Annotated in this window: 19 protein-coding genes; 5 read left to right on the top strand and 14 right to left on the bottom strand. The window is 65.9% G+C overall.

Annotated features, from left to right (window positions below; all coding sequences use genetic code 11):
• Nucleotides 1-42 precede the first annotated feature (42 nt).
• The 12 genes from paaE to paaF all read right to left on the bottom strand — a co-directional run bounded on the left by paaE (nt 43) and on the right by paaF (nt 11,360).
• Nucleotides 43-1,119 carry a 1,2-phenylacetyl-CoA epoxidase subunit PaaE gene (gene paaE / locus ACIPK7_RS05775; RefSeq protein WP_192431235.1) on the bottom strand — a complete coding sequence of 359 codons (1,077 nt, stop codon included), beginning with the start codon at nt 1,117-1,119 and terminating at the stop codon, nt 43-45.
• A 167-nt stretch (nt 1,120-1,286) separates the two neighbouring features.
• Entirely contained in the window at nt 1,287-1,820 is a 534-nt protein-coding gene (paaD, locus tag ACIPK7_RS05770; RefSeq protein ID WP_192431236.1) for a 1,2-phenylacetyl-CoA epoxidase subunit PaaD, read from the bottom strand.
• Nucleotides 1,807-2,568 carry a 1,2-phenylacetyl-CoA epoxidase subunit PaaC gene (gene paaC / locus ACIPK7_RS05765; protein WP_192431237.1) on the bottom strand — a complete coding sequence of 254 codons (762 nt, stop codon included), beginning with the start codon at nt 2,566-2,568 and terminating at the stop codon, nt 1,807-1,809. Before paaC ends, paaD begins: the two co-directional genes overlap by 14 nt.
• 10 nt (nt 2,569-2,578) lie before the next feature.
• Nucleotides 2,579-2,860 (bottom strand): 1,2-phenylacetyl-CoA epoxidase subunit PaaB, encoded by a 282-nt coding sequence (gene paaB, locus ACIPK7_RS05760; RefSeq protein ID WP_017520939.1) that lies wholly within the window; start codon nt 2,858-2,860, stop codon nt 2,579-2,581.
• A 150-nt stretch (nt 2,861-3,010) separates the two neighbouring features.
• Entirely contained in the window at nt 3,011-4,003 is a 993-nt protein-coding gene (gene paaA / locus ACIPK7_RS05755; protein WP_401086228.1) for a 1,2-phenylacetyl-CoA epoxidase subunit PaaA, read from the bottom strand.
• A 448-nt stretch (nt 4,004-4,451) separates the two neighbouring features.
• Nucleotides 4,452-4,805, bottom strand: coding sequence for a DUF1428 domain-containing protein (locus tag ACIPK7_RS05750; protein WP_401086225.1), 354 nt, complete (start codon nt 4,803-4,805; stop codon nt 4,452-4,454).
• 280 nt (nt 4,806-5,085) lie between these two features.
• Nucleotides 5,086-6,405, bottom strand: a complete 1,320-nt coding sequence (gene paaK, locus ACIPK7_RS05745) for a phenylacetate--CoA ligase PaaK (protein WP_401086222.1) — start codon at nt 6,403-6,405, stop codon at nt 5,086-5,088.
• 173 nt (nt 6,406-6,578) lie between these two features.
• Nucleotides 6,579-7,793: a 3-oxoadipyl-CoA thiolase gene (gene pcaF / locus ACIPK7_RS05740; protein ID WP_401086219.1), complete on the bottom strand. Its 1,215-nt coding sequence runs from the start codon at nt 7,791-7,793 to the stop codon at nt 6,579-6,581.
• On the bottom strand, nt 7,790-8,230 hold the full coding sequence (gene paaI / locus ACIPK7_RS05735; protein WP_401086216.1) for a hydroxyphenylacetyl-CoA thioesterase PaaI: 441 nt from the start codon (nt 8,228-8,230) through the stop codon (nt 7,790-7,792). The genes pcaF and paaI overlap by 4 nt, the downstream gene beginning before the upstream one ends.
• Nucleotides 8,223-9,740, bottom strand: coding sequence for a 3-hydroxyacyl-CoA dehydrogenase PaaH (gene paaH / locus ACIPK7_RS05730; protein WP_401086213.1), 1,518 nt, complete (start codon nt 9,738-9,740; stop codon nt 8,223-8,225). Before paaH ends, paaI begins: the two co-directional genes overlap by 8 nt.
• 3 nt (nt 9,741-9,743) lie before the next feature.
• The gene (gene paaG, locus ACIPK7_RS05725; RefSeq protein WP_192431243.1) at nt 9,744-10,535 is read right to left on the bottom strand and encodes a 2-(1,2-epoxy-1,2-dihydrophenyl)acetyl-CoA isomerase PaaG; all 792 of its coding nucleotides are present in this window, start codon (nt 10,533-10,535) and stop codon (nt 9,744-9,746) included.
• A 51-nt stretch (nt 10,536-10,586) separates the two neighbouring features.
• A complete protein-coding gene (gene paaF / locus ACIPK7_RS05720) occupies nt 10,587-11,360 on the bottom strand; it encodes a 2,3-dehydroadipyl-CoA hydratase PaaF (RefSeq protein ID WP_192431244.1) in 774 nt (257 codons plus the stop codon).
• A 375-nt stretch (nt 11,361-11,735) separates the two neighbouring features.
• Between paaF and paaY the strand changes: the two genes are divergently transcribed.
• From paaY to ACIPK7_RS05695, 5 genes are all read left to right on the top strand, one after another.
• On the top strand, nt 11,736-12,353 hold the full coding sequence (gene paaY, locus ACIPK7_RS05715; protein WP_401086209.1) for a phenylacetic acid degradation protein PaaY: 618 nt from the start codon (nt 11,736-11,738) through the stop codon (nt 12,351-12,353).
• A gap of 77 nt (nt 12,354-12,430) precedes the next feature.
• Entirely contained in the window at nt 12,431-13,354 is a 924-nt protein-coding gene (gene paaX, locus ACIPK7_RS05710; protein WP_081519801.1) for a phenylacetic acid degradation operon negative regulatory protein PaaX, read from the top strand.
• A 165-nt stretch (nt 13,355-13,519) separates the two neighbouring features.
• The gene (feaR, locus tag ACIPK7_RS05705; RefSeq protein WP_192431246.1) at nt 13,520-14,437 is read left to right on the top strand and encodes a transcriptional regulator FeaR; all 918 of its coding nucleotides are present in this window, start codon (nt 13,520-13,522) and stop codon (nt 14,435-14,437) included.
• A 321-nt stretch (nt 14,438-14,758) separates the two neighbouring features.
• Nucleotides 14,759-15,163 carry a cytochrome c family protein gene (locus ACIPK7_RS05700; protein ID WP_192431247.1) on the top strand — a complete coding sequence of 135 codons (405 nt, stop codon included), beginning with the start codon at nt 14,759-14,761 and terminating at the stop codon, nt 15,161-15,163.
• 16 nt (nt 15,164-15,179) lie between these two features.
• Nucleotides 15,180-16,670 carry an aldehyde dehydrogenase family protein gene (locus tag ACIPK7_RS05695; protein WP_192431248.1) on the top strand — a complete coding sequence of 497 codons (1,491 nt, stop codon included), beginning with the start codon at nt 15,180-15,182 and terminating at the stop codon, nt 16,668-16,670.
• A gap of 215 nt (nt 16,671-16,885) precedes the next feature.
• Here ACIPK7_RS05695 and fahA read toward each other — a convergent pair whose 3' ends face one another.
• Both fahA and hmgA read right to left on the bottom strand, forming a co-directional pair.
• The gene (gene fahA, locus ACIPK7_RS05690; RefSeq protein ID WP_192431249.1) at nt 16,886-18,190 is read right to left on the bottom strand and encodes a fumarylacetoacetase; all 1,305 of its coding nucleotides are present in this window, start codon (nt 18,188-18,190) and stop codon (nt 16,886-16,888) included.
• A gap of 1 nt (nt 18,191) precedes the next feature.
• On the bottom strand, nt 18,192-19,484 hold the full coding sequence (gene hmgA / locus ACIPK7_RS05685; RefSeq protein ID WP_192431250.1) for a homogentisate 1,2-dioxygenase: 1,293 nt from the start codon (nt 19,482-19,484) through the stop codon (nt 18,192-18,194).
• Nucleotides 19,485-19,530: the final 46 nt, after the last annotated feature.

Here is a 19,530-nt window from a genome sequence, read left to right as displayed (position 1 = left end):
CGTGCGGGTTCGCGAGCAAGCTCGCTCCTACGAAAAGCCAGGTCAGAGCTGGTCGAAATCCAGCACCACGCTGTCGCTGATCGGGTACGCCTGGCAGCTCAGCACGTAGCCGGCCGCCACTTCGTAGTCCTCCAGGGCGAAGTTGCTGTCCATTTCCACCTCGCCGGAAACCACCTTGCACTTGCAGGTCGAGCACACGCCGGCCTTGCAGGAGTAGGGCAGTTCGGCGCCGTGCTCGTTGCCGGCGTCGAGCACGCTGACGCTGTTGCGGGCCAGCTCGAAGGACAGCTCGCGGCCATCGCTGATCACGGTGATCTGGCTCTTCGCGCTATCAATTGCAGCGGCGGCCTGGCGGGCTTCGCGCTTGCTCTCGCTGCCGGCGGCAGCGAACAGTTCGAAGTGGATGCGCTCGGCCGGCATGCCATTGCCCTTGAGCTGGTCGCGCACGGTCTCGGTCATCGCCTGAGGGCCGCAGATGAAGGCGGCGTCGAGACTCTTCACGTCCAGCCAGCGGCTGAACAGCTGGCCGCACTTGTCCGCATCGATGCGGCCGTTGTAGAGGTCCACGTCCTGCTGTTCGCGGCTGAACACGAAGATCAGGTTGAGGCGCTGCAGGTAGCGGTTCTTCAGGTCTTCGAGCTGCTCGCGGAACATTGCGGCGTTGCTGGAACGGTTGCCGTAGAGCAGGGTGACGCGGCTGTGCGGCTCGGTTTCCAGGGTGGTCTTGACGATCGACAGGATCGGCGTGATGCCGCTGCCGGCGGCGACCGCCAGGTAGTTGCCATGGCGCGCCGGGTCCAGTTCGACGTTGAAATGGCCGGCCGGCGGCATGACTTCCAGGCTGGCGCCGACCTTCAGTGCTTCGTTGGCATAGGCGGAGAAACGCCCGCCCGGCACGCGCTTGATCGCCACGCGCAGTTCGCCGTCATTGACGCCGCTGCAGATGGAGTAGGAGCGGCGCACTTCCTCGCCGTCGAGCTGGGTGCGCATGACCAGGTGCTGGCCGTGCTGGAAGCGGAAGCTGTCGGCCAGGTCCGTCGGGACGTCGAAGGCGATGGACACGGCGTCGCGGGTTTCCGCGCGCACTTCCTTGATTTTCAGGCTGTGGAACTTGCTCATTATCGTTCTCCTGCGGTTCTACCGCGCGGAGGGCGAATACAAACGTCGCGAGCGAAGGTCAGGCGAGGCGGAAGCGGCTTCGGAAGCGGCGTTCACATCTGTGAATGAGCATTTCGAAGTCGTTTCCAACGACGCGTGGCCGAGCGCAGCAGTTTGTCTTCGTCCTCCTAGATGCACTTGAAGTAATCGAACGGCTCGCGGCAGTCGACGCAGCGGTACAGCGCCTTGCAGGCGGTCGAGCCGAACTCGCTGAGCAGCTCGGTGTGCGCGCTGCCGCACTGCGGGCAGCAGACTTCCGGGCTTTCGCCGAGCAGGCTGCGCTTGCTGGTGCTGCCGGCCGGCGGGGCGATGCCGTAGGCGCGCAGCGCTTCGCGGCCGCTGTCGCTGATCCAGTCGGTGGTCCAGGCCGGGTTCAGCCGGCGCTCCAGTTGCGGCGCGGCGAAGCCGGCATGCTCCAGGGCGTGCTGGATGTCCTGCTCGATGACCTCGGTGGCCGGGCAGCCGGAGTAGGTGGGGGTGACCACCACGTGCAGGTGCCCGTCCTGCCAGTCGAGCCCGCGCACGATGCCCAGCTCGACCACGCTGACCACCGGCACTTCCGGGTCCATCACCGCGCCGAGCACGTTCCAGGCATGGCTGAGGTCGTCAGCGGAGCCTGCGCGCGCGCCGCGGTCGCTGGTGATCAGCTCACCAGGTTGCATCGGGGTAGGCCCGCTGGAGGAACTGCATCTCGGCCAGGAGGATGCCCAGGTGCTCGGTGTGCACACCGCGACGACCGCTGAGGTAGAAGTTCACCGCAGGCTCGGGCAGCGGCAGGGTCGCGGCGGCGAAGATGTCGGCGACCTTGGCTTTCCAGGCGGCGGCGAGGTCTTCCGGGTTCGGCGCGACGCCCTCGGCGAACAGGCGTTGCTCGATGTCGTCCGCATTGCACAGTTCGACGGTGAAGCGCCACACCTGCGGGATCGCCGCGAGCATGCGCGCGTGGCTTTGCTCGGTGCCGTCGCCCAGGCGCTGCATCCACTCGCCGGAGCGGCGCAGGTGGTAGGTGACTTCCTTCAGGCCCTTGGCGGCGATGGCGGCGATGCGCTCGTCGCAGGAAGCGCTCAGGGCGTGCAGCACGTGGAAGTGCCAGACGTCATAGAGGAACTGCTTGGTGATGGTCACGGCGAAGTCGCCGTTGGGCTGCTCTACCAGCAGCAGGTTGCGGAAGGCCCGCTCGTCGCGGCGGAAGGCCAGGGCGTCGGCGTCGCGGCCGTCATCCAGCAGTTCCACGGCGTACTCGTACCAGTTGCGCGCCTGGCCTACGAGGTCGAGGCCCACGTTCATCAGCGCCAGTTCTTCTTCCAGCGCCGGGGCGTGGCCGCACCATTCGCACAGGCGCTGGCCCTGGATCAGGGCGCTGTCGGCGAGGCGCAGCAGGTATTCGATCTTGTCGGAGTTCGGGTTCATCGCACGTGTCTCACATGTGGCCGACTTCGGGCGGCAGCTCGTAGAAGCTGGCGTGGCGGTAGACCTTGTCCTGCGACGGGTCGAACAACGGGTCCTTCTCGTCGGGGGAGGAGGCGGTGATCAGCGCGGAGGGCACGACCCACAGGCTCACGCCCTCGTTGCGGCGGGTGTACAGCTCGCGGGCGTTCTCGATGGCCATGGCGGCGTCGGCGGCATGGACGCTGCCAACGTGCTTGTGGTTCAGGCCGTGCTTGCTGCGGACAAAAACTTCAAAAAGGGTCCACTCACTCATGGTGTTCTCCTGATCGTTGGGCATGAGCTGCTGCGCGTCGGCATAACGTCGTTGGAAACAGGCCCGGGCTTGCTCATTTACAACCGTAAACTCCGCGCCCGCGCCTGTTTCCGCCTGGTTCTGCTCTAGCTCGCTGGCTCAGAGGCGGAATTAGGCGGCGTCGCGTTTGTGTTGTTGTTTGCGGGCGTAGGCGACCGCGGCTTCGCGGACCCAGGCGCCGTCTTCGATGGCCTTGCGGCGGGTGGCGACGCGCTCGGTGTTGCACGGGCCGTTGCCCTTGAGCACTTCGTAGAATTCTTCCCACTGGATGTCGCCGAAGTCGTAGTGGCCGCGCTCCTCGTTCCATTTCAGGTCCGGGTCCGGGGCGGTGCAGCCGAGCAGTTCCAGCTGCGGCACGGTCTGGTCGACGAAGCGCTGGCGCAGCTCGTCGTTGCTCTGCCGCTTGATCTTCCAGGCCATGGACTGGGCGCTGTTGGGGGAGTCGGCGTCGCTCGGGCCGAACATCATCAGCGCCGGCCACCAGAGGCGGTTGATGGCGTCCTGGACCATGTCCTTCTGCGCCTGATTGCCGTGGCGCATCATGGTCAGGAGGATTTCGTAGCCCTGGCGCTGGTGGAAGCTCTCTTCCTTGCAGATGCGGATCATCGCGCGCGAATAGGGGCCGTAGGAGGTGCGCTGCAGCACCACCTGGTTGACGATCGCGGCGCCATCCACCAGCCAGCCCACTGCGCCCATGTCGGCCCAGTTCAGCGTCGGGTAGTTGAAGATGCTCGAGTACTTGGCGCGGCCAGAGTGGAGCTTGGCGATCTCGGCGTCACGGTCGGCGCCCAGGGTTTCCATGGCGCTGTAGAGGTAGAGGCCGTGGCCGGCTTCGTCCTGGATCTTCGCCATCAGCTGCAGCTTGCGCTTGAGGGTCGGTGCACGGGTCACCCAGTTGCCCTCGGGCAGCATGCCGACGATCTCGGAGTGGGCGTGCTGGGAAATCTGCCGGATCAGCGTCTGGCGGTAGGCGTCGGGCATCCAGTTCTTCGCTTCGATCTTCACCTCGGCATCGATCTTTTCCTGGAAGGCGCGTTCTTCCGGCGACATCTCGTCCAGCGCCTTGATGCGCTTCACGCCGGTCTCAACCAGTTGTGCGTACATGCTGTGTCTCCAGCCTTTTGTCTTGTTCGTGGGACGGCCTTGGCCATGGCGGTATTTTTAAATGATACAGAAATGAATGTCTAACACTAAATGATGTGTCGTAATTGGGTTCTGTATCGCTTTAGCAGTTTTTGGCGTTGTTGTGGGCGCAAGAGGGAGCGCGCTTCATGGATTTAAATACATGAAAATCGCTGATTGTGCGGGTATTTGATGGCGTTATGAGGCGTAACCGTTTGCGTGCTGTACGCACTGCCCATGCCTTGGAAAGACGATGAAGCGATACGAAAATGTATTCTTATGAATGAATCGTATGCGGGTGTTGGGAAGGTGTAGGAGCGAGCTTGCTCGCGAACCCACCCCAGCGCCGGAGCTGCCGGGATAATCGTTCGCGAGCAAGCTCGCTCCTACAAGGGGCCGTGCGGGCCGTGCGGGTGGGGAGGGGCAGGCGTCAGGTCTGGACGATTATCTGGAAGCCGCCAAAGATCATGCGCTGGCCGTCGAAGGGCATGTCGTTGAAGTCGGTCTTCATCCGCGCATCCTCCATGAACTTCTTCATCCCTTCGTCGCGCGCGGCCTTGCTGGGCCAGGTGATCCAGGAGAACACCACGGTTTCGTCCTCCTTGAGCTTCACCGCCATGGGAAAGGAGGTCACCTTGCCTTCGGGGACGTCATCGCCCCAGCACTCGACCACGCTCAGCGCGCCATGCTCCTTGAACAGCGCCGCCGCCTTGCGCGCGACTTCGATGTAGCGCTCGCGACTGGCGGTGGGTACGGGGACGAGGAAGCCATCGACATAGTTCATCGTTCATCTCCTGCGGGTGGGCGGACGGCGGATGCCGCTGCCTTTGAGGAGTAGTCGAAGGTCGGGGCGGGAAATCGACAGCGAAGGCAGCCGGCTGACGGGCGGTCGGAGTAGGGCGTACAACCGTTCGCGGTTGTACGCCGATGTTGCAGCTCCGTTGAGCGTGCCCGGCACGCGCCAGGGCACGGGACAGGCGGCGTATAACGCGGAGCGCTATACGTCCTGCGGTTGGGCGAAAAAAAGCCCCGCCGAGGCGGGGCTTTCTGGTGGTGCCGACCAATCAGCCCTTGGGCCGGTTGTCGTACACGTGGCAGGCCTTGCCTTCCGAGCGCTTGAGGCTGTGGGAAGGTTGCACCAGCACACGGGCGCTGACGCCGATGTGGGTCTTGATCTGCTTGCCCAGTTCGCTGCCGATGGCCTTCTGCTCGTCTGCCGACAGGCCCTGCTGGTCGTGGCGCAGTTCGACGTGCACGTCGATGCAGTCGAGGTTGCCGTTGCGGTGCAGGTGGATCTCGTAGCACTCGGCGAGTTGCTTGATCTTCAGCACCTGCTCCTCGACCTGGGTCGGGAAGACGTTGACGCCGCGGATGATCAGCATGTCGTCGCTGCGCCCGGTGATCTTGTCGATGCGCCGCATCGGCCGCGCGGTGCCCGGCAGCAGGCGGGTCAGGTCGCGGGTGCGGTAGCGGATCATCGGCAGCGCTTCCTTCGACAGCGAGGTGAACACCAGCTCGCCGTACTGGCCGTCGGGCAGTACCGCGCCGGTCGCCGGGTCGATGATCTCGGGGTAGAAGTGGTCTTCCCAGACGGTCGGGCCGTCCTTGGTCTCGGCGCACTCCATGGCCACGCCCGGCCCCATGATTTCCGAGAGGCCGTAGATGTCCAGGGCGGTGATGCCCATGCGTTCCTCGACCGCGCGGCGCAGCTCGGCGGTCCAGGGTTCGGCGCCGAAGATGCCCAGGCGCAGCTTGAGGCTGTGTGGGTCGACGCCCTGGCGCTCGATCTCGTCGGCGATGTTGAGCATGTAGGACGGGGTGACCATGATGATGTCCGGCTGGAAGTCGCGGATCAGCTGGACCTGCTTCTCAGTCTGGCCGCCGGACATCGGGATCACGGTGCAGCCCAGGCGCTCGGCGCCGTAGTGCGCGCCCAGGCCGCCGGTGAACAGGCCGTAGCCGTAGGACACGTGCACCTTGTCACCCTTGCGGCCGCCGGCGGCGCGAATGGAGCGCGCCACCACGTTGGCCCAGGTGTCGATGTCGTTCTGCGTGTAGCCGACCACCGTGGGCTTGCCGGTGGTGCCGCTGGAGGCGTGCAGGCGCACGATCTCGCTCTGCGGCACGGCGAACATGCCGTAGGGGTAGTTGTCGCGCAGGTCGTTCTTGCCGGTGAAGGGGAATTTGGCGAGATCGTCGAGGGAGGTCAGGTCGTCCGGGTGTACACCGGCTTCGGCGAAACGCTTCCGGTACAGCGGGACGTTGTCGTAGGCATGCTTGAGGCTCCAGCGCAGGCGCTCCAGCTGGTGCTGGCGCAGCTCGTCGACACTGGCGGTTTCCATCGGGTCAAGCAGGGCACGTTCGGCATCATGGTACATGTTCATGGGTTCACTCGATTTGTTCTTGTACGCCAGCCCCGATGAGGGCTGCGAGTGTCATGGGAGCAGGATAGCGCCCCCGTTCGCGGAAGGATTCGAACCCCTGCCAGAGACTTTGCTCTGTCTGCCAGTCGGCGCTTTTCGCGACTGGCGGCGCGGGGTTCGATCCCGCCGATGGATCAGATTCGCTCGATGATCAGGGCGATGCCCTGGCCGACGCCGATGCACATGGTGCACAGCGCATAGCGGCCGCCACTCTCCTCCAGTTCATGCAGGGCGGTGGTGACCAGGCGCGCGCCGCTCATGCCCAGCGGATGGCCGAGGGCGATGGCGCCGCCGTTGGGGTTCACCCGCGCGTCGTCGTCGGCCACGCCGAGTTCGCGTAGCACGGCGAGGCCCTGGGCGGCGAAGGCTTCGTTCAGTTCGATCACGTCCATGTCGTTCAGCGACAGGCCGGCCAGCTCCAGCACCTTGCGGGTCGCCGGCACCGGGCCGATGCCCATGATTCGCGGTTCGACGCCGGCGCTGGCCATGGCAACGACGCGGGCGCGGGCCGTCAGGCCGTAACGCGCAGCAGCTGCCGGGCTGGCCATCAGCAGGGCACAGGCGCCGTCGTTGACGCCCGAGGCGTTGCCGGCGGTGACGCTGCCGTTCTCGCGGAACGGCGTGCCGAGCTTGGCCAGTTGTTCGAGGGTGGTATCACCGCGCGGATGTTCATCCTGCTCGACCACCTTGGCCGGGCCTTTGCGCTGGAGGATTTCCACCGGGACGATTTCCTTCGCCAGGCGGCCGTTGGCCTGTGCGGCGGCGGCCTTGTGCTGGCTGCGCAGGGCGAAGGCATCCTGATCGGCGCGGCTGATGTTGAACTGCTCGGCGACGTTTTCCGCCGTCTCGGGCATCGAATCGATGCCGAACTGCTGCTTCATCAGTTTGTTGACGAAGCGCCAGCCGATGGTGGTGTCGAAGATTTCCGCGCTGCGGCCGAAAGCCTGCTCGGACTTGCCCATCACGAACGGTGCGCGGGACATGGATTCCACGCCACCGGCCAGCATCAAACCAGCCTCGCCACAGCGCAGGGCACGTGCAGCGCTGCCCACGGCGTCGAGGCCGGAGCCGCACAGGCGGTTGAGCGTGGTGCCGGGCACACTCACCGGCAGGCCGGCGAGCAGGGAGGCCATGTGGGCGACGTTGCGGTTGTCTTCGCCGGCCTGGTTGGCGCAGCCGAAGATCACGTCGTCGATGGCACTCCAGTCCAGCTCCGGGTGGCGCTGCATCAGGGCCTTCAGCGGGATCGCCGCGAGGTCGTCGGCACGCACGCCGGATAGCGCCCCGGCATAGCGGCCAATCGGCGTGCGCACCGCGTCGATGATCAGGGCGTCAGTGAGGTCGGTCATTCTGAGGTCTCCTGCGCCAGCACGGTGCCGCGCACTTTGTAGGATTTGCCGTGGAACAGGGCGATCAACTGGCCCTGGGAATTCTCGATGCGCACGTCGTAGTTGCCGGTGCGGCCGCTGCGGCTCTGTTCGCAGGCGCTGGCAATCAGCTCGTCGCCTTCACGGGCTGGCGCCACGTAGTCGATGCTGCAGCCGACGGCGACGGTGGCGTCGTTGTAGCTGTTGCAGGCAAAGGCGAAGGCCGAATCGGCGAGGGCGAACAGGTAGCCGCCGTGGCAGGTGCCGTGGCCCTGGATCATGTCCTCGCGCACGCGCATCGACAGCCTGGCGCTGCCTGGGCCGGCATCCAGCAGCTGGATGCCCATGCGCCGGGTGGCCTGGTCGCGCTCGTACATCGCCTCGGCGCAGTCGCGGGCGAGTTGGGTGGCGTCAGGCATGGAAAGTTCTCCCCTCGGCGTGCAGGCGGCGCAGCAGCAGGGAAGGACGATAGCGATCCTCGCCGTAGGCGGCCTGCAGGTTGTCCAGCACGCGCAGCAGGTAGCCGATGCCGATCTGTTCGGCCCAGGCCAGCGGGCCCTGCGGGTAGTTGACGCCGGCGCGCATGGCGAGGTCGATGTCGCCGGCGCTGCCGACGCCTTGCAGCACCGCGTCGGCGCCTTCGTTGGCGAGCATGGCGACGGTACGCAGCACGGCGAGGCCGGGGCTGTCGCTCAGGCGGCTGGCGGCGATACCGGCCTTGGCCAGGAGGGCGACGGCCTGGTCGAGCGCTTCGGGCGTGGTATCGGCCGAGCAGGAAATGCCCAGGCGCGAGGCCTGGGTGTAATCCAGTGCGAGGTCGAACAGCACCAGGTTGCGCAGGCCGTCTTCCTTGGCGCGCTGGCTGGCGAGACGGCCGTCGGACAGGGCGATGACCGCATCGCCGACGCGCAGCAGGCCATTGCCGGCGCGCCGGGTGATGTCGATGCCGGCGTCCTGCAGGCGCCGTGCCAGCGGCTGAGCGACACCCAGGTCACCTTCCAGCACGCAGGACGTGACGCTGGTGGTGCTGTTCAGGCTCGCCGGCTGCGGGCGTTCGGCACCTTCCGCGTAGTCGTAGAAGCCGCGGCCGCTCTTGCGGCCGAGGCGCCCGGCATCCACCAGCTCCTTCTGGATCAGCGAGGGCTGGAAGCGGAAGTCGCCGTAGTAGGCGGCGAACACCGAGCAGGTGACGGCGTAGTTGACGTCATGGCCGATCAGGTCGGTCAGCTCGAAGGCGCCCATACGGAAGCCGCCGGCATCGCGCATCAGCGCATCCAGCGTGGCGCAGTCGGCGGCGCCTTCCTGCAGCAGGCGCAGGCTTTCGGCATAGAAGGGGCGCGCCACCCGGTTGACGATGAAGCCCGGTGTGGATTTGGTGTGGACCGGCTTCTTGCCCCAGGCCAGCGAGGTGGCATACAGGCTGTCGGCCAGCGCCGGGTCGGTGGCGAGGCCGGAGACGACTTCCACCAGCGCCATCAGCGGCGCCGGGTTGAAGAAGTGCATGCCGATCACCTGCTGCGGGCGTTCGAGGCCGGCGGCGAGGCTGGTGATGGACAGCGACGAAGTGTTGCTGGCGAGGATGCAGTCCTCGGCGCACAGCGCTTCGAGCTGCTGGAACAGGCCGCGCTTGACCTCCAGGTTCTCGACGATGGCTTCGATCACCAGTTTGGAATCGGCCAGCGTCTCGATGGCGTCCACCGGTTGCAGGCGGGCGATGATGTCGCTGCGGGCAGCGGCGTCGAGCTTGCCTTTCTCGACCAGGCGGCCGAGTTGGCGGTCGATGCCGTCGATGGCCTGGGCGGCGGCGCCGGGACGGCTGTCGTATAGGTTTACCGGGTGGCCGGCTTGCGCGGCGACCTGGGCGATGCCCGCGCCCATGGCGCCAGCCCCGATCACCGCGACTTTTGCGTCTTTCGAAAGTGCGCTCATGGATCAGCGGCCCTTGAAGCTGGGGGTGCGTTTTTCCATGAAGGCAGACACGCCCTCGCGGTAGTCCTCGCTGCGGCCGGCCAGACGCTGCAGGTCACGCTCCAGCTCCAGCTGCTCGTCGAAGCTGTTGTTCAGGCTAGCGTTGAGGCTGCGCTTGATCAGGGCCAGGCCGTAGGTCGGCTGGGTCGCCAGGTGGCGGGCGAGCTTGAGGGCCTCCTCGCGCAGGTTGGCGTCATCCACCACCTGGTAGATCAGGCCCCATTGCTCGGCCTGTTCGGCGCTCAGGCGATTGCCCAGCAGGGCGAGCGCCTTGGCGCGGGCCATGCCGACCAGGCGCGGCAGAGTCCAGGTGCCACCGGAATCGGGGATCAGGCCAATCTTGCAGAAGGCCTGGATGAAGCTGGCTGAGCGCGCCGCCAGCACCAGGTCGCAGGCCAGTGGGATGTTTGCGCCGGCACCGGCGGCCACGCCGTTGACCGCGCAGATCACCGGCAGCGGCAGGTCGCGCAGGGTGCGGATCAGCGGGTTGTAGAATTGTTCGATGGACTGACCGAGGTCCGGCACTTCGGCGCCGGGAGCGACGTTGCGGTCGGACAGGTCCTGCCCTGCGCAGAAGCCGCGGCCTTCGCCGGTCAGCAGCAGGACGCGGGCATCCGGGTTCTGCCGGACCTGCTTGAGCGCCTCGCGCACTTCGCCATGCATGGCGGCGTTGAAACTGTTGAGCTGCTCCGGGCGGTTCAGGCTGAGGAGGGCGACGCCGTCCTCAATGGAAAACAGGATGTGCTCGAAGTTCATGGGCGGGCTCGCTCCATCAAAGGGCAGACAATGGGCAGAAAGGGGTGGTGCTCAGCGACCTTCGTAGGCCGGCTGGCGTTTTTCCTGGAAGGCTCGGATGCCCTCAATGCGGTCGGCGGTGCCAGCCAGCAGGGTGAAGGCGTGTCGTTCGAAGCGCAGACCGCTGGCCAGATCGGTGTCCTGTGCCTTGAGCAGCGCTTCCTTGGCCAGTCGCACGGCGAGCGGCGCCTTGGCGGCGATGCTGCGGGCGATCTGCAGGGCGCGCTCGACGGTGAATTCGGGTTGGGTGACTTCGCTGGCCAGGCCGGCGCGCTGGGCGTGGCGGGCGTCGATGGCTTCGCCGGTGAGCACCATCTGCATCGCCAGCGGCTTGCCCACGGCGCGCAGCAGGCGCTGGGTGCCGCCGGCGCCGGGCATGATGCCGAGGTTGATTTCCGGTTGGCCAAAGCGCGCGTCTTCGCCGGCCACGAGGATGTCGGCGTGCATTGCCAGCTCGCAGCCGCCGCCCAGTGCGAAGCCGTTGACGGCGGCGATCAGCGGTTTGGAGAAGGCGGCGATGCGCTGCCAGTAGCCGACGCGGGGGTCATTGAGGATGCCGACCAGGTCGCGCTCGGCCATTTCCTTGATATCGGCGCCGGCGGCGAAGGCCTTGCGGCTGCCGGTCAGGACTACGGCGCGGGTTTCGCTGTCCTGCTCGGCGGCGTCGAGTTCGGCGGCCAGCTCACCGAGCAGTTCGGTGTTCAGGGCGTTGAGCGCTTCGGGGCGCTGCAGGGTGATCAGGCGGACGCCCGCTTCAGGCATCTGAACGGCAAGGGTGCGAGGCATGACATCGTCCTCAGGCTGCACGCGCGGCTGCATGGCCGGCTGTATTGGAATTATGGGAGGCAGGCGTTGCCCGTCTCCGGCCTTCTCGCAGTATAGGCCTAAAGCGATACGGAAAAACAACTACAAAAGTTGGATCGCGTGTCTAAAATATTTCTGCCGGTGCCACCGAGTGGGCAGTTGGGTGGCTGAGGAATACCTGCAATGCAGCGTATTTACTGGTTTTATAAGCCTTTTCGTCGTCCTGGCAACGTTATTCGGAAGTGATACGTCAGATTTAGATTGGAGGTGCTTGCATCGATGTGATACAAGATTTTCAAAAGAACAGATCGCTTTGTGCGGTGATGCCGAACGCTGGCAGCGCCGCAGGAGAACCCGATGCCCTGCTACAGCCTCGAAGGCGTGCGCCCGGTCGTTCATCCGACCGCTTATGTCCATCCCACCGCCGTGCTGATCGGCGACGTCATTGTCGGTCCCGGCTGTTATGTCGGCCCATTGGCGGCGCTACGCGGCGACTTCGGACGGATCGTCCTCGAAGAAGGCGCGAACCTTCAGGACACCTGCGTCATGCACGGGTTCCCGGACAGCGACACCGTCGTTGAGCGCAACGGCCACATCGGCCATGGCGCGGTGTTGCACGGCTGCTGTATCGGCGAGGATGCCCTGGTGGGGATGAATGCCGTGGTGATGGATTACGCGCAGATCGGTGCACGCTCCATCGTTTCAGCCGCCGCCTTCGTCAAGGCCAAGTTCGATTGCCCGCCGCAAAGCCTGGTGATGGGCGCGCCGGCCAGCGTCAAGCGCAGCCTGAGCGACGAAGAGATCGCCTGGAAGCGCCGCGGCACCGAGGAATACCAAGCCCTGGCCAGGCGCTGCATCGAAAGCCTGGTGGAATGCCAGCCGCTGGCGGAAATAGAAGAAGAGCGCCCGCGCCTGGGTGACTCCGGTTTTCGGCCCAAGGCCGGGGCAGGGGCAGGGGTAGGGAAGGGCGCATGAGTACTGGGGTTCGCTCCAATGGCCAGGCGGTGCGGCGGGCAGGTATAGTCGCCGCTCCTTCGCCTGCGCAACGTGCCATGACCGCTCTAGCACCGCTGAACCAGTTGATCAATCGCTTCCAGGAACAGACGCCGATCCGCGCCAGCTCGCTGATCATCACCCTGTATGGCGATGCCATCGAACCCCATGGCGGCACCGTCTGGCTGGGCAGCCTGATCAATCTGCTGGAGCCGTTCGGCATCAACGAGCGGCTGATCCGTACCTCCATCTTCCGCCTGACCAAGGAAGACTGGCTGACCGCCGAGAAGGTCGGCCGGCGCAGCTACTACAGCCTGACCGGCACCGGCCGGCGGCGTTTCGAGAAGGCCTTCAAGCGCGTCTATAGCTCCAGCCTGCCGGCCTGGGATGGTTCCTGGACCCTGGTGATGCTCTCGCAGATCGCCGCTGACAAGCGCAAGCAGGTCCGCGAGGAGCTGGAATGGCAAGGCTTCGGCGCCATTTCGCCGACCGTGATGGCTTGTCCGCGCGCCGACCGCAGCGATGTCATGGCGACCCTGCAGGATCTCGACGTGGCCGATGACTGCATCGTCTTCGAAACCCGCGCCCAGGACGTGCTGGCCTCCCGCGCCATGCGCATGCAGGTGCGCGAGAGCTGGAAGATCGACGAGCTCGGCGAGCACTACAGCGAATTCATCCAGCTGTTCCGTCCGCTCTGGCAAGCGCTGCGCGAGCAGGATCAGCTACGCCCCGAGGACTGCTTCCTGGCGCGCACCCTGTTGATCCACGAATACCGCCGGCTGCTCCTGCGTGACCCACAATTGCCCGACGAACTGCTGCCGGGCGATTGGGAGGGGCGCGCGGCGCGGCAGCTGTGCCGCAACATCTACCGACTGATCCACGCCAAGGCCGAGGACTGGCTGAATCGCAACCTGGAGACTGCCGACGGCCCGCTACCGGACGTCGGCGAGAGCTTCTACAAGCGCTTCGGCGGATTGAACTGACAGGAGTTGGCGTGAAAAATGCCTCTCGCCTTGCAACGCTCCGGTTGCCGGGCGGAGACAGCGCAAAGCGACCTTCCTGATGGGCGGGCGCTGCGAACGATGACGACAGGCCCTGGAGGCCGTCGCTGAATAACAACAAACAATGCGTGTGAGGCTTTGCAGGTCATGAATTCTTCATCGACATTGAGGGATGACGCTTTCGAGGCGTGGCTGGGACAGGTCAACCGGGCGTGCGGTCGTTTCGATGCGCGCACTCTCGGCCCCCAGTTCCATGGACGGTTGCGCGAATACCAGGGCGGTGCGATCAAGCTTTCCGTGGTCGACATGGCTCAGGTGCATCTGTACCGGACCAGCAAGGAAGTCGGCGCCAGTGCCGGCGGGCATTATTACGCGGTGTTCCAGCTCGAAGGGCGCTCGCGCCTGGAGCAGGGCGACAACCGCGTGGAACTGTCGCGTGGCGACATCAGCCTGATCGACGCCAGCCGCCCCAGCGACATGACCTACCTGGAGGAATCCCGGCAGCTCTCGCTGATCCTGCCGCGCCAGGTGATCGAGCGTGGCCTGCGTATGTCGGAAGTGACCTGCGCATCGAAGATCCCCGCCAGCTCGCCGATTGCCGTGCTCGCCAACCGCCTGATCGTCGAGACCAGCCAGCAGGAAAGCCTCGGCATGCTGGAGAGCGAGGCGACCCTGGACGCCCTGGTGACGCTGCTGCGCCCCGCACTGGCCAGCCAGGACGTCGAGCAGGACAACCACGAGCGCATGTTCCGCAAGGCCACAGTCTTCATCGACCAGCATATCGGCGCCGAAGAGCTCTGCCCCGAGCTGATCGCCCGTGAGGTAGGCATCTCGGTGCGCGGCCTGTACCGCATGTTCGCCAAGAAGGGCCTGGTGGTGGCGCAGTACATCAAGAACCGCCGCCTGGACTTCTGCGCCGAGACCCTGCGCAACGCCCAGTTCGAGCAGAAGCTGTCGGCGCTCGGTTATGCCTGGGGCTTCTCCGATTCGAGCTACTTCTCCACGGCCTTCAAGGGCCGCTTCGGGGTGTCGCCGGGCGAGTACCGCAAGCGTTACGCCAACTGATTCTTTTGGTGGATGGCGATACCTGGCGGCTGTGTGCCGCTGATTGATGGGTATCGCTGCCTGTTGCCGGCTCATACGCCAGGCGGGTTCGCGAGCAAGCTCGCTCCTACGAAGAGCGGCTGCGGCGTATCCGGAGGCTGTAGGAGCGAGCTTGCTCGCGAACGCTCCGGAACCATGACCCTCATCACCTGAACGCCATCCTGGCACTCCCGCCAACACGTCTGGCACAGAGGAAAAGACCCTCCCCGACGCCGCTGGCAACAATCACCTTCGATGACGCGCGCCATTCGGCCGCAAGTTGTACTCGAAGGTGATTCCCCGATGTTCCGCAACAAGCTCCGATTCCGCGCCTTCGGCCTGCTCCTGGCCGGTGCGCTGCTGCAACCGGTCCTGGCGTTCGCCGGTGACTGCCCGGCGAACGACGCCCAGCAGGGCGAAACCGTCTTCGCCCGCGAATGCTCGATCTGCCACACCGCCAAAGCCGACGGCCCCGGCATGATGGGCCCCAACCTGCATGGCGTGGTCGGCCGCATGGCCGGTTCGCTCGCCGGCTTCAGCTATTCCCAGGCGATGAAAGGCAAGGGCGCGGCCTGGTCGCGCGACAACCTCGACGCCTTCGTCAGCCAGCCCCAGGCCGCAGTGCCCGGAACCTACATGCCCTTCGCAGGCCTGGCCGATGCGGCCGAGCGGCGGGCGCTCACCTGCTGGCTGAGCCAGCAGCACTGATCAATCAGGAGAGACCATGAACGTCACACAGACTCTGCCCAAGGTCACGGCCTTCCTGCAGCGCAAGCATGGCTGCTTCATCGACGGCGCCTGGGTGGTGCCCGAGGGCGCCCGCACCGACGTGCTGAATCCGGCTACCGGCGAGGCGATCTCCAGCGTCGCCGACATCGATACGGACCTTCTCGACCGCGCCGTGAAATCCGCCCAGGCGGCCTACATGTCCCGCGTCTGGGCTGATCTGCGCCCGGCCGACCGCGAGCGCATCCTGCTGCGCTTCGCCGACCTGGTGGAAGCCAATGGCGAGGAACTCGCCCAGCTGGAAACCCTCAGCCAGGGCAAGTCGATCAACATCTCGCGCATGCTGGATGTCGGCGCCACTGTCGAATTCATGCGCTACATGGCCGGCTGGGCGACCAAGATCGAAGGACAGTCGCTGAACGTCTCCATCCCGCTGCCGCCTGGCGCCAAGTTCACCGCCTACACCCGCCGCGAGCCGCTGGGTGTGGTGGCCGGCATCGTGCCCTGGAACTTCCCGCTGATGATCGCCGTGTGGAAGCTGATCCCGGCGCTTGCCACCGGCAACAGCGTGGTGATCAAGCCGGCCTCGGAAACCCCGCTGACCGCCCTGCGCCTGGCCGAACTGGCCTTCGAGGCCGGTGTGCCGGCCGGCGTGTTCAACCTGGTGACCGGCGACGGTCCGCGCATTGGTGGCGGCCTGGCCAGCCACAAGCTGGTCAACAAGGTCTCCTTCACCGGTTCCACCGCGGTGGGTCGCAGCGTTGGCGTGGCAGCCGTGCAGAACATGACCCGCTTCGCCCTGGAACTGGGCGGCAAGAACCCGATGATCGTGCTGGCCGACGCCAACATCGACAACGCCGTGCAGGGCGCGTTGCTGGGCGGCCTGCTCAACAACGGCCAGGTCTGCGCCGCGGCTTCGCGCTTCTACGTGCACCGCTCGCGCTACGACGAGTTCGTCGAGAAACTGGCCGCCGCCGTGGCCAGCATGAGCCTGGGCGAGGGCATGGACCCGACCGCGCAGATCAATCCGCTGGTTTCCGCCAAGCAGCAGCGCAGCGTGCTCGACCACATCGCCCGTGCCGGCGAGCAGGGCGCGCGTATCGTCTGCGGTGGGGAGCAGGTCGGTGGCAGCGGCTTCTACGTGCAGCCCACCGTGCTGGCCGATGTGACCATGCAGATGGCCGTGGCCCGTGACGAAGTGTTCGGTCCGGTGCTGGCAGTCCTGCCGTTCGACGAGGACGACGAGGCCATCGCCATGGCCAACGACAGCGAATACGGCCTCGGCGCGAGCCTGTGGACCAACGACCTGTCCAAGGCAATGAACATGGTTCCGCGCATCGAGTCCGGCACCGTGTGGGTCAACGCGCACGTGCTGCTGGACCCGAGCATGCCCTTCGGCGGTGTCAAGCAGTCGGGTATGGGCCGCGAGTTCGGCCGCGCCGTGGTCGAGGCCTATACCGAGATCAAGTCGGTGTGCATCGCGCATTGATTGATAGAGAGAGCAACACCCTCGTTTAGCAGCGGGCCTTCGGGCCCGTTTTTTTGCGCGGAATTCAGCGGCAACTTGTAGGAGCGAGCTTGCTCGCGAACCGCCCAGCCGCATTGTCATCGGCTGTTCGCGAGCAAGCTCGCTCCTACGAAGAGCAAACTCAGAGGCGTAGGGCGGATAACGCTGGCGCGTTATCCGCCCTACGGTCGACGGCCTCAGTGCGCCGGCAGAATCCGCCCGCGGCACTCGCCGAAGCCAATGGACGCGTACCCCTCGCGGCGGCAGCGGGCGCGCAGGATGATCTCGTCGCCATCTTCGAGGAAGCGCCGTTCCTCACCGTTGGCCAGTATTACCGGCTGCTTTCCACCAAAGGTCATTTCCAGCAGGCTACCGAAGCTTTCCGGGGTTTCCCCGGAAAGGGTGCCGGAGCCGAACAGGTCGCCCGCTTGCAGGCGGCAGCCGTTGACGCTGTGGTGCGCCACCATCTGCGCGACGGTCCAGTACATGTTCAGCGTGTTGCTCAGGGCGATGCGCTCCGGGCCCTGATGCTCGTGGCGCATGCGCGCGGTATGCAGCAGGACTTCCAGCTCTATATCCAGTGCGCCGCGCTGCTGGTCGCCTTCGTCGTAAAGGTACGGCAGCGGCTGCGGGTCGCCTTCCGGGCGGGCCGGCTGGGCGACGCGAAAAGGCTCCAGCGCCTCGGAGGTGACCACCCAGGGCGAGACCGTGGTGGCGAAGCTCTTCGACAGGAACGGGCCCAGCGGCTGGTATTCCCAGGCCTGCACGTCGCGCGCGGACCAGTCGTTGAGCAGGCAGAAGCCGGCGATGTGGCCGGAGGCGGCGTTGATCGGGATGGCCTTGCCCTGGTCATTGCCCTGGCCGATCCAGATGCCCAGTTCCAGCTCCAGGTCCATCCGCGCGCAGGGGCCGAACACCGGTACGTCGAGGCCGGCCGGCAGGGTCTGGCCGTTTGGGCGGCGCACTTCGGTGCCCGAAGGCACGATGGTGGAGGCGCGGCCGTGGTAACCGATGGGTACGTATTTGTAGTTGGGCAGCAGCGGGTTGTCCGGGCGGAACAGCTTGCCGACGTTCTGCGCATGGTGGATGCCGACGTAGAAATCGGTGTAGTCGCCCACCTTGGCCGGCAGGTGCATGCGGCACGCAGCCTGGGGTTTGAGCAGCGCGGCGCCCAGGGCTTCCATGCGCTTCTGTTCGCCACACCCTTCGCTGAGCAGGTGGATCAGCGCGTCGCGCAGGGTGCGACGCGCGGTGGGGCCGGCGGCGAAGAAAGCATTGAGGCTGTCGCCACTGGCCACCAGCGCGGCCTGGTGCGCGGCGCCGTGGAACAGGCCGGCTTCGCAGGCAGTCTTCAGGTCGAAGATGTAGTCACCGATGGCGACGCCGCCACGGGGCGAGTCGCCCGGCGGGCTGAATACTCCCAGCGGCAGGTTCTGCAGGGGGAAGTCCGGGTGGCCGTTGGCCGATTCGATCCAGCTTTGTGCGTTGTGGGCGGCGCTCATGTTACTGCTCCTGGGACAGGTCGAAGGTCTTCTGCATGCCGCTCCAGCAGCTGTCGTAGTCACGCTGCAGCTGCGGGCAGTCGAGGGCGAATCGGCTGGGGCGCAGCACGCGGCCGGTCTCGAACATGAAGGCCATGGTCTTGTCGATCTTGTGGGGTTTGAGGTCGGCGGCAATCGCCTGCGCGGTAGTGGCGTTGTCCGGGCCGTGGGCGCTCATGCAGTTGTGCAGCGAGGCGCCGCCGGGGACGAAACCGTCGGCCTTGGCGTCGTACACGCCCTGGATCAGGCCCATGAATTCGTTCATCAGGTTGCGGTGGAACCACGGCGGACGGAAGGTGCTTTCGGCCACCATCCAGCGCGGCGGGAAGATCACGAAATCCATGTTGGCCATGCCGTGGGTGTCGCTGGGCGAGGTCAGCACGGTGAAGATGGACGGGTCCGGGTGGTCGTAGCTGATCGAGCCGATGGTGTTGAAGCGGCGCAGGTCGTACTTGTACGGCACGTTATTGCCGTGCCAGGCGACCACGTCCAGCGGCGAGTGGTCGAGCTGGGTGGCCCAGAGCTCGCCGAGGAACTTCTGCACTAACTGAACCGGGCCATCTACGTCCTCGTAGTGCGCCACCGGGGCGAGAAAGTCGCGGGCATTGGCGAGACCATTGCTGCCGATGGGGCCGAGGTCGGGCAGGCGCAGGGCGGCACCGTGGTTTTCCGCCACATAGCCGGCGGCTTCGGCGTCCAGCAGTTCGACGCGCAGGCGCATGCCGCGGGGGATCACGGCGATCTCCAGCGGCTCCAGCTCCAGCACGCCCAGCTCGGTGACAAGGCGCAGGCGGCCGGCCTGGGGCACGATCAGCAGTTCGCCATCGGCGTTGAAGAACACCCGGCGCATCGAGGTGTTGGCGCGGTAGGCGTATAGGCTGACGCCGCTGCAGGCCTCGGCTTCGGCGTTGGCGGCCATGCATAGCAGGCCGTCGACGAAGTCGGTAGGCTCCTCGGGCGTCGCGAAGCTGTTCCAGCGCAGGCGGTTGGGCGTGACCGGGCCGAGGGCGGTGCCGGTGATCTGCCGCTCCAGGCGCTCGAAGCGCGGGTGCGCGGCCGACGGCCGGATGCGGTACATCCAGGTACGCCGCGCCTCGCTGCGCGGGACGGTGAAGGCGGTGCCGGAGAACTGCTCGGCGTAAAGCCCCAGCGGCACGTGCTGCGGCGAGTTCATGCCCACGGGCAGGGCGCCTGGCAGGGCCTCGCTGGCGAATTCGTTGCCGAATCCGGATTGGTAGGCAGGAGAGGCGGTCATGGTGGATTTTCTCTTGTTATCGTAATTGAATTACGATTAACGTAAT

Origin of the sequence: Pseudomonas sp. NPDC086581 (assembly GCF_044746165.1) — a bacterium.
Classification (GTDB): Bacteria; Pseudomonadota; Gammaproteobacteria; order Pseudomonadales; family Pseudomonadaceae; genus Pseudomonas.
Note: the sequence above shows the minus strand (reverse complement) of the source record. Positions and strands in the feature narration are given on the sequence as shown.

Coding starts and splice junctions, on each gene's coding strand:
- paaK (WP_401086222.1), bottom strand. CDS start 6,405: ATGAACATGTACCATGATGCCGAACGTGCCCTGCTTGACCCGATGGAA.
- ACIPK7_RS05700 (WP_192431247.1), top strand. CDS start 14,759: ATGTTCCGCAACAAGCTCCGATTCCGCGCCTTCGGCCTGCTCCTGGCC.
- paaD (WP_192431236.1), bottom strand. CDS start 1,820: ATGCAACCTGGTGAGCTGATCACCAGCGACCGCGGCGCGCGCGCAGGC.
- paaG (WP_192431243.1), bottom strand. CDS start 10,535: ATGAACTTCGAGCACATCCTGTTTTCCATTGAGGACGGCGTCGCCCTC.
- paaY (WP_401086209.1), top strand. CDS start 11,736: ATGCCCTGCTACAGCCTCGAAGGCGTGCGCCCGGTCGTTCATCCGACC.
- feaR (WP_192431246.1), top strand. CDS start 13,520: ATGAATTCTTCATCGACATTGAGGGATGACGCTTTCGAGGCGTGGCTG.
- paaI (WP_401086216.1), bottom strand. CDS start 8,230: ATGCCTGACGCCACCCAACTCGCCCGCGACTGCGCCGAGGCGATGTAC.
- ACIPK7_RS05695 (WP_192431248.1), top strand. CDS start 15,180: ATGAACGTCACACAGACTCTGCCCAAGGTCACGGCCTTCCTGCAGCGC.
- paaA (WP_401086228.1), bottom strand. CDS start 4,003: ATGTACGCACAACTGGTTGAGACCGGCGTGAAGCGCATCAAGGCGCTG.
- paaX (WP_081519801.1), top strand. CDS start 12,431: ATGACCGCTCTAGCACCGCTGAACCAGTTGATCAATCGCTTCCAGGAA.
- paaF (WP_192431244.1), bottom strand. CDS start 11,360: ATGCCTCGCACCCTTGCCGTTCAGATGCCTGAAGCGGGCGTCCGCCTG.
- paaE (WP_192431235.1), bottom strand. CDS start 1,119: ATGAGCAAGTTCCACAGCCTGAAAATCAAGGAAGTGCGCGCGGAAACC.
- ACIPK7_RS05750 (WP_401086225.1), bottom strand. CDS start 4,805: ATGAACTATGTCGATGGCTTCCTCGTCCCCGTACCCACCGCCAGTCGC.
- paaC (WP_192431237.1), bottom strand. CDS start 2,568: ATGAACCCGAACTCCGACAAGATCGAATACCTGCTGCGCCTCGCCGAC.
- pcaF (WP_401086219.1), bottom strand. CDS start 7,793: ATGACCGACCTCACTGACGCCCTGATCATCGACGCGGTGCGCACGCCG.
- fahA (WP_192431249.1), bottom strand. CDS start 18,190: ATGAGCGCCGCCCACAACGCACAAAGCTGGATCGAATCGGCCAACGGC.
- paaH (WP_401086213.1), bottom strand. CDS start 9,740: ATGAGCGCACTTTCGAAAGACGCAAAAGTCGCGGTGATCGGGGCTGGC.
- paaB (WP_017520939.1), bottom strand. CDS start 2,860: ATGAGTGAGTGGACCCTTTTTGAAGTTTTTGTCCGCAGCAAGCACGGC.
- hmgA (WP_192431250.1), bottom strand. CDS start 19,484: ATGACCGCCTCTCCTGCCTACCAATCCGGATTCGGCAACGAATTCGCC.